The sequence below is a fragment of the Palleronia aestuarii genome (assembly GCF_003253995.1).
GTDB lineage: Bacteria > Pseudomonadota > Alphaproteobacteria > Rhodobacterales > Rhodobacteraceae > Palleronia > Palleronia aestuarii.
Genome location: NZ_QKZL01000059.1, coordinates 1 through 6,728 on the forward strand (window position 1 = coordinate 1; position 6,728 = coordinate 6,728).

Sequence of the window (6,728 nt, forward strand, 5' to 3'; positions counted from 1 at the left end):
GACGGCGTGAAGGTCACCGATCTTGCGGTAGTTCTGCGCAACCTTGGTCCGGCGCATGGAATGGGTACCGTAAGAGCTCGGCTCCAATCCGATCGAGGTAACCCAGCCCCGGACGAGGCGGGCATACTAACCGGTCGAGATGTGCAGCCGCTCGTGGAACCGTCCCGGTCAGAGAAATTCCGAGCCGACCAGTTCGGGATCTTCGAGCCAAGCCAAGAGAGACTTCCGCGTGCCATCGGTGATCTCGAAGCGGACCGGCTGCGGGGTCTTGCTCTGGAGGACCGAGGTCCGCTCCTTCACCTGGCCCGCCGCGTAGACGTCGGCGACACGGAGGCGAACGAGGTCGCAGCCGCGTAGTTTGCTGTCGATCGCCAGGTTGAAAAGGGCAAGATCACGGGCGCGATCGGCGAGCTCGAGCCGCACACGGATCGCCCAGACGTGTTTCGGCAGGAGCGGGCGCTTCTGGCCGACGAGGCGGCCCTTGTTCCAGGCTGGCCGGCACGCGCGGATGGCGGGAAGGTTCGAGGCAGGCATAACAAGTCCTCCGGTCCGCCGCGCTCCTCCCATCACCGGCACCGTGTCGGCGCGACATGGTAGCACGCCGCGCCGCCGCAAGTCCGCTTCGAGCCCTCCTCGACTGATGCTGCAACTTGTCCGAACGGCAGCTTCAGCGGATCGTGCCGCGACTGCCCGGCTGCGTCCTAATCGGGTCTGGACCCGCATCGGCTGGCGTTCCAAATGCTGCGACCCAGCCGTATGCGACGGTGGAGCCGTATCAACAGTCCGTTGCGTGAGGGCGCTGTCATGGTAGAAATTCTACGCTTGAGCGGCGGGCCGCGCCGTGAAAGGCAGATAGGTGCCCGGGGCCTCGACGGTATGGGACCCGTGCGCGGGTTCCGCTGGGTCGCGTGGCGGGAAGGATAACACGGTCGGGCAGGAAAATCGGCCCGAGTTCCTACTGCAACAGTGATTTCCGAGGCTCAGTCACGGAGCGGACGCATGAAGACATTCTCGAGTATTGCCGTCCTCCTCGTGGGCATCGTCCTTATCATGCTTGGGAACGGAATGCAGTTCACGCTGATGGGTCTGCGCGGGGATATCGAGGGGTTCTCGGCCCCGGAACTCGGCATCATCACGTCGGGATACTTCGCGGGCTTCCTCGCGGGGGCGCGCTACGGCCCAGTTCTGATCGGGAGGGTGGGGCACGTCCGCGTCTTCGGCGCGCTCGGCGGCTTGATGTCGGCGGGCCTGATCACGTTCCCGCTGCTGTCCGATCCGTGGTCTTGGACGGCGCTGCGCGTGCTGATCGGCTTCTGCATGTCGGGCGTCTACGTGACCGCGGAGAGCTGGCTGAACGCGCAGTCAACCAACGAGACGCGGGGGCGAGTCCTTTCAGTATACATGATCTGTCAGACGGTGGGGATCATCGGGGCGCAGTGGTTGCTCACGCTCGGTGACGCAGCGACTTCGGTTCTGTTCATCGGCGCGTCGATCCTCGTGTCCGTCTCCTTTGCGCCGATCCTACTCTCCGCCTCGCCGGCGCCGGTCGCGACCATGTCGCGATCCATGTCGCTCCGGAAGCTTTTCGAAAGCTCGCCGCTCGGGGCCATTGGGATTTTCTTACTCGGCGCAATCTACGCGACGCAGTCGGGCATGGGTGCGGTGTTCGGGACCCAGATCGGAATGACGACAGAGGCAATCGCGCTGTTCGTCGCGGCACTCTTCGCGGGCGCGCTCGTCTTCCAGATTCCGATCGGCTGGCTCTCAGATCGTGTCGACCGCCGTTTGGTGATCTGTGGATCGGCCGCGATCGGGGCTGCGTTCAGCGCATTCGGCTTCCTGGCGGCGGAAAACCGGTTCGTCATGCTGGGCGCGGCCGTGGTCGCCGGCGGCATGACGACACCGCTTTATGCCCTGCTACTAGCCTATACCAACGACTACCTCTCGGCTGAGGATATGCCCGCCGCGTCAGGTGGACTGGTCTTCGTGTTCGGCGCCGGGGCAATCCTGGGGCCGTTGGCAACAGGCTGGGCGATGGACGCGACCGGGCCGGGCGCGTTCTGGTCGTGCCTTGGTGCGACCTTCGCGTTGATCGCGGTATACGCGCTCTGGCGCACAACGCGCCGGTCGTCGCTGCTGGCTGAGGAGACCGACAATTACATCGCCGTCGTCCCTGGAGCGACGCCGGTCGCAGCGCAGGCGGCGAGCATCTGGGCGGCGGAGAATGCAGAAACCGACGCGGCCGACAATCAGCCATCGCGCTAAAACTGTTCTGATCCTACCCGAAAGAAGCAGGCGAGACGTCGTCCTCCTACATTTGCCGAGCCGAGTGTTCCAAACGTATGGCCTACTGACGCGGACCCTCAAGCATGGCGCAGCGAAAGCCCTCTCCGTCCCGCAGAGAGTGATTTCGGCTCCGCTATAATCTTGCGACTGCGGCGAATGTCCGTTTCAACGGACCGCGCCGCGGCATCGGCGGCAGCGGTGAACGATAGCTTCGGGCCGAAAGCAACGTGAAGAACACTTCGATGCCGGTTGCGTAGAACCTTCGGGGTCTTGTCTTGTCTTGTCTTGTCTCGACGCGGCCCGGACGGCTGTCCGGAGTTTGTCGAGTTCTCGTCGGAGAGCTTGCGCCGTCGGTCAAATCGTTCCGGATCGAGAGATCCAGCGGCCATCGCAGCCTGCAACGGTACATCCCGGTTCGACGGAATGGGTGCAGTCCCTGAACCGGCATCCGTGCGATGCTCCGACGATCTCTGCGAACAGTGTGGCGAGGCCGGATGAGACGTCGCTGACCTGCAACGACCGCATACCCGGCGTGTCGATCATACATTCTCCACCCACGACCGAACGAAGCGAGCGCGATATCGTCGTATGTCGCCCCTTGTTATCCGATGCCCGCACGGCGCCGGTCTGCTGGGCCGCGTCGAGTGACTTCGCGGAAAGCGTGTTCAGCATCGTCGATTTTCCCATCCCGGATGATCCCAGCAGCCCCACTGTTTGGCCCGGCCCGCACCAATGGGCCAAAATCTGCACCGCCGCTGGCGTCTTCGCGTTCACGAGCACCACATCGAGACCAAGTTGCAGGGTCTTTGCCTGTTTCATTTACACGGTGGCGTCGACGACCGTGTCGATCTTCGTCAGAACGATCACGGGATGCGTGCCGGCTTCGTTTGCGAGAGCGAGGTATCGCTCCAGCCGTGCCGGACTGAAGTCGTCATCCCAGGAAGTCACGATGAAGACGGTATCAACATTGGCGGCCTTCGACTGGCGAGGCCGCCCGCCCTCGGTTCACCGCTCCAGCAGGGTGTGTCTCTCCAGCCGCCGAACCAGAACCTTCGTCGCGGTATCGACCAGAATCCGATCTCCGACAGCAAAATCTGTAGTTGCGACGCCCTCGGGCAGGCCGACCCCCTCGGTTCCGACCCCGGTTTCAGCGGTCAGCCTGCTGCGGTGAACCGTCGCGATACGCATCTTCGCAAGACCTGAGTCACCCGACGCACGCTGGCTGTCGAAGTACGGGACCAGTCAAGTATGACCAAGCGTGCGGATTGCGCTGGGGGATGTGTCACGCGTTACCGCATGATCGCCTTTCAAGGCCTGCACAAGACAGATGGGTACAATCGGCAAGGGAATGGTGGTTGGAGCGACCCGCCGGGCAAACCCGCTTCGGGTCCCCTGCATCCATGCCTGCGGCATCGACTGAACTTTCGAGCCGGGCAGGACCGATCTCGTTGTATCAGCGGGGGTGATGCACGAGGGTACGTCCTTATCGATCAGGGAGACGACAAAATGATGATCTACGGCCTGAGTACCTGCGCCGTCTGCCGAAAAGCCCGCGTTGCGCTAGAGGCTGAGGGCGTGGAGGTCGTGTTCCGTGACATTCGGGCAGAGCCCCTGAGTGATGCGGAACTGTCCGAACTGATCGCCGAATTTGGGGATCGGCTCGTGGATCGAAAGTCGAACGATTACCGGGCGCTCAACGATTGGCTAAAGAATTCCGAGGCAGAGGCGCAAATTTCTTCCCAGCCAAAGGTCATGGCCCGCCCTGTAATCCGAGACCGGAATACACTTTACCTGGGGTGGGACGAAGATGTGAAGAAAGCTTTGCTTCCTCACTGATGGGAGGCGGTTAAGGTTCGCGAAAGCGGCCCTGTCCTGCCAACCTGGCCTTGCTCCGTCCCGAACGCGTTGCGTCGCCGTCTCATCTTGGAACTCCATCGCTGCTTTCCAATGTTCACATGACGGTGTAGGCAACCCGATTCTTTTAGCCTGAGGGGCGGATCATGGCGCAAAATGCCACTATTCATAAAATCGAACTGTCGGTATCCGACATGGATCGCAACTACTTCGAGACCCATAAACTGACTGTTGCCAAGCACCCCTCGGAGACCGACGAGCGGTTGATGGTGCGTCTCATCGCTTTTGCCTTGAATGCCCACGAATATCTGGAGATGACAAAAGGGCTTTCGACCGACGACGAACCGGATATCTGGCAAAAGAGCCTGAGCGGCGAGATCGATGTGTGGGTGGCACTCGGCCTTCCGTCCGAGAAGATCATTCGGCAGTCCTGCAGCAAAGCCGGAAAGGTGATTGTCTACGCCTTTGGCGGCAGGGTTGCCGAAATATGGTGGGACAAGGTCAAAAACGGAACGACCCGTTTCGAAAATCTTCAGGTAAACACCTTCTCAGAAGGCGACACGGCCGCATTGTCACAGTTGGCACAGAGAGCGATGAAGCTTCAGGTGCATGTCCAGGACGGCGATGTGATGGTCAGCATCGATCAGACCGTTGTCTACGTAACGCCTGAGACATGGAAGACCGCTGCGTAGCGTGCGACCAGCCCTAGTGATACAGGACTGAAGACCGTCAATTTTAGCCAGCCTGGTTCCGCACGCTAGCGTCGATATCGCCTTGGCGGACGTGCAGCGCGGACCACCGTGGCCAACGGCAGCTTTGGGTCGTGAGCATCGACAGACCAGGGCCATGCCGGATCCTCCCCCGCTGCACCGCCGCAGGTCCGCTCCGAGCCCATCTATGAACTTCACATTACGTGCATCGTATAAAGTTTGGGTGCCCGATGGCGAGCCTCGAGCATGCTTATGCCGAGGTTCGACCCCGACTGCCGATGATGAGCACAGCCTCAGCCAAGACGACGGCGGATGTCATGAAGGCCTTGGAAAGCCCTTTCGTGTCGTAGAGCCACCCACCCGCCGCGGCCCCGATCGTGATCGCCCGGGTCCTGATCCAGCAAACTGGTTCAGGCGGAGCGCGGAATTTCGGGCACATTCCTGACAGGAGAGGAGTGCCCCGATGCCGAAGAAGAAGTTCACCGACGAGCAGATCGCTTTGCGTTGAGACAGGCGGAGGCCGGCACGACGGTCGGCGAGATCTGCCGCAGTTCGCGCATCGCGCGGACGGGGTGGCGGAAGCCCCGTTCTACCGCTGGAAAAAGATCTACGCCGGGATGGGCGGCGAGCCATTGTGCGCCATTGGTTCGAGAACAATGGCGAGCGAGATCCGGCAGCTGAAGCGGCTCGAGGAGTGAGCCCGCGAACGCCACCGGTTCGAGAGAACGGACGAACAACGGCAAGCTCAAGCGCCTCGTGGCCGACCTGACCCTGGACAAGTCGATGTTGCAGGATGCGCTACGAAAGTGAGGCGATAGCCCACCATCGGTCCGAGGGTGGAGCCGAACGGTGAGGCCCGTCCTGCGGCGCGCGGTCATTCGGCATTCCCAGACGGCTTTCGGGCTCTCCGAACGCCGGACGTGCCGGGCCATGGGCTTCGAGCGGGCCACCCACCGCTACCGGGCGCGACGCGATCCTGCGGTGCCTCTCAGGATGCGCTTGAAGGAGCTTGCGGCAAGCCGTGTCCGGTACGGCTACCGTCGGCTACACGTTCTGCTGCAACGAAAAGGCTTGTGCGCCAACCACAAGCGGATCTACCGCCTTTACAGCGAAGAAGGTTTGTCGGGTCCTGACACGGAGCCCGAGGCGCCGCCGTGCCTGCCGCACCCGATCGGGTCGCTCCGAAGCCGATGCAATGAACGATGTCTGGGCGATGGACTTCCTGTCGGACCGGCTGTTCGACGACGGGTCGCTCCGCATCCTGACCATCGCCCGTTGCCACACGAGAGAGGCTCTCACGACGACTGCGAGGACGAATTTTAGGGCCTGACCCAGGTCACCGAGGAACTGGACCGTCTGACAAGGATCAGGGGCAAGCCGCGCAGCATACGGGTCGATAACTGGTGTAATCGCAGGCCGTCTGCTGGACCAATGGGCCTACCTGAACAAGTTCGAGCTCGACTTCTCGCGCCCCGGAAAACCCAGCGACAATGCCTTCGTCTTGCGTCGTACGAACACTCCACTGGAGTGTTCGACCTCCTCACCTTCAACAGCCGGCTGTGTCAGGAGTGCCTGTGACCTGCCACGGGACTTTCATCCAATCGCGACCGGAGCCCGGTTGTTGTTTGCGCCGTTCGGCGCAGGGTTAGCAATCGCCCGACGCGCGGAGCTTTCATCTCGCGCAGCGGGGCGGGCGATTGCGGTGGTCAGGGCTTGCGCGTAGTCAGCCGGGGTCTGGTAGTCCAAAGCCGAATGCGGGCGCTCGGTGTTGTAGTCGGCAGCCCAGGCCGCAATGACGGCACGGGCGTGAGCCAGGTTCCGGAACATGGTCTCATTGAGCAGTTCATCCCGCATCCGACCGTTGAAGCTCTCTACGAA

At 62.0% G+C, this 6,728-nt stretch carries 6 protein-coding genes and 2 pseudogenes; 5 read left to right on the plus strand and 3 right to left on the minus strand.

All coding sequences use genetic code 11. The features are described from left to right. A pseudogene (locus tag LX81_RS21435) lies at positions 1 to 534 on the minus strand (site-specific integrase); the annotation flags it as partial. Between the two features lie 465 nt (positions 535 to 999). On the opposite strand from LX81_RS21435, the gene LX81_RS21440 reads away from it, so the two are divergent. Further along, positions 1,000 to 2,265, plus strand: a complete 1,266-nt coding sequence (locus LX81_RS21440; RefSeq protein ID WP_111539274.1) for an MFS transporter — start codon at positions 1,000 to 1,002, stop codon at positions 2,263 to 2,265. A 375-nt stretch (positions 2,266 to 2,640) separates the two neighbouring features. Here the strand turns inward: LX81_RS21440 and rsgA are convergent, their stop codons facing one another. Then, on the minus strand, positions 2,641 to 3,105 hold the full coding sequence (rsgA, locus tag LX81_RS23060; RefSeq protein ID WP_444543925.1) for a GTPase RsgA: 465 nt from the start codon (positions 3,103 to 3,105) through the stop codon (positions 2,641 to 2,643). Between rsgA and LX81_RS23515 the strand changes: the two genes are divergently transcribed. The 4 genes and pseudogenes from LX81_RS23515 to LX81_RS23070 all read left to right on the plus strand — a co-directional run. Beyond that, a complete protein-coding gene (locus LX81_RS23515) occupies positions 3,019 to 3,489 on the plus strand; it encodes a hypothetical protein (RefSeq protein WP_444543926.1) in 471 nt (156 codons plus the stop codon). The two genes, rsgA and LX81_RS23515, sit on opposite strands and share 87 nt — an antisense overlap. Positions 3,490 to 3,792: 303 nt before the next feature. Then, complete coding sequence (locus tag LX81_RS21450) at positions 3,793 to 4,122, plus strand: arsenate reductase family protein (protein WP_111539275.1); 330 nt, start codon at positions 3,793 to 3,795, stop codon at positions 4,120 to 4,122. A 164-nt stretch (positions 4,123 to 4,286) separates the two neighbouring features. Next, positions 4,287 to 4,832 carry a YaeQ family protein gene (locus tag LX81_RS21455; RefSeq protein ID WP_111539276.1) on the plus strand — a complete coding sequence of 182 codons (546 nt, stop codon included), beginning with the start codon at positions 4,287 to 4,289 and terminating at the stop codon, positions 4,830 to 4,832. A 481-nt stretch (positions 4,833 to 5,313) separates the two neighbouring features. Further along, a pseudogene (locus tag LX81_RS23070) lies at positions 5,314 to 6,351 on the plus strand (transposase); the annotation flags it as partial. Between the two features lie 92 nt (positions 6,352 to 6,443). Here the strand turns inward: LX81_RS23070 and LX81_RS21465 are convergent. Beyond that, a partial coding sequence (locus LX81_RS21465; protein WP_146259525.1) for an integrase core domain-containing protein occupies positions 6,444 to 6,728 on the minus strand: 285 nt, incomplete at its 5' end.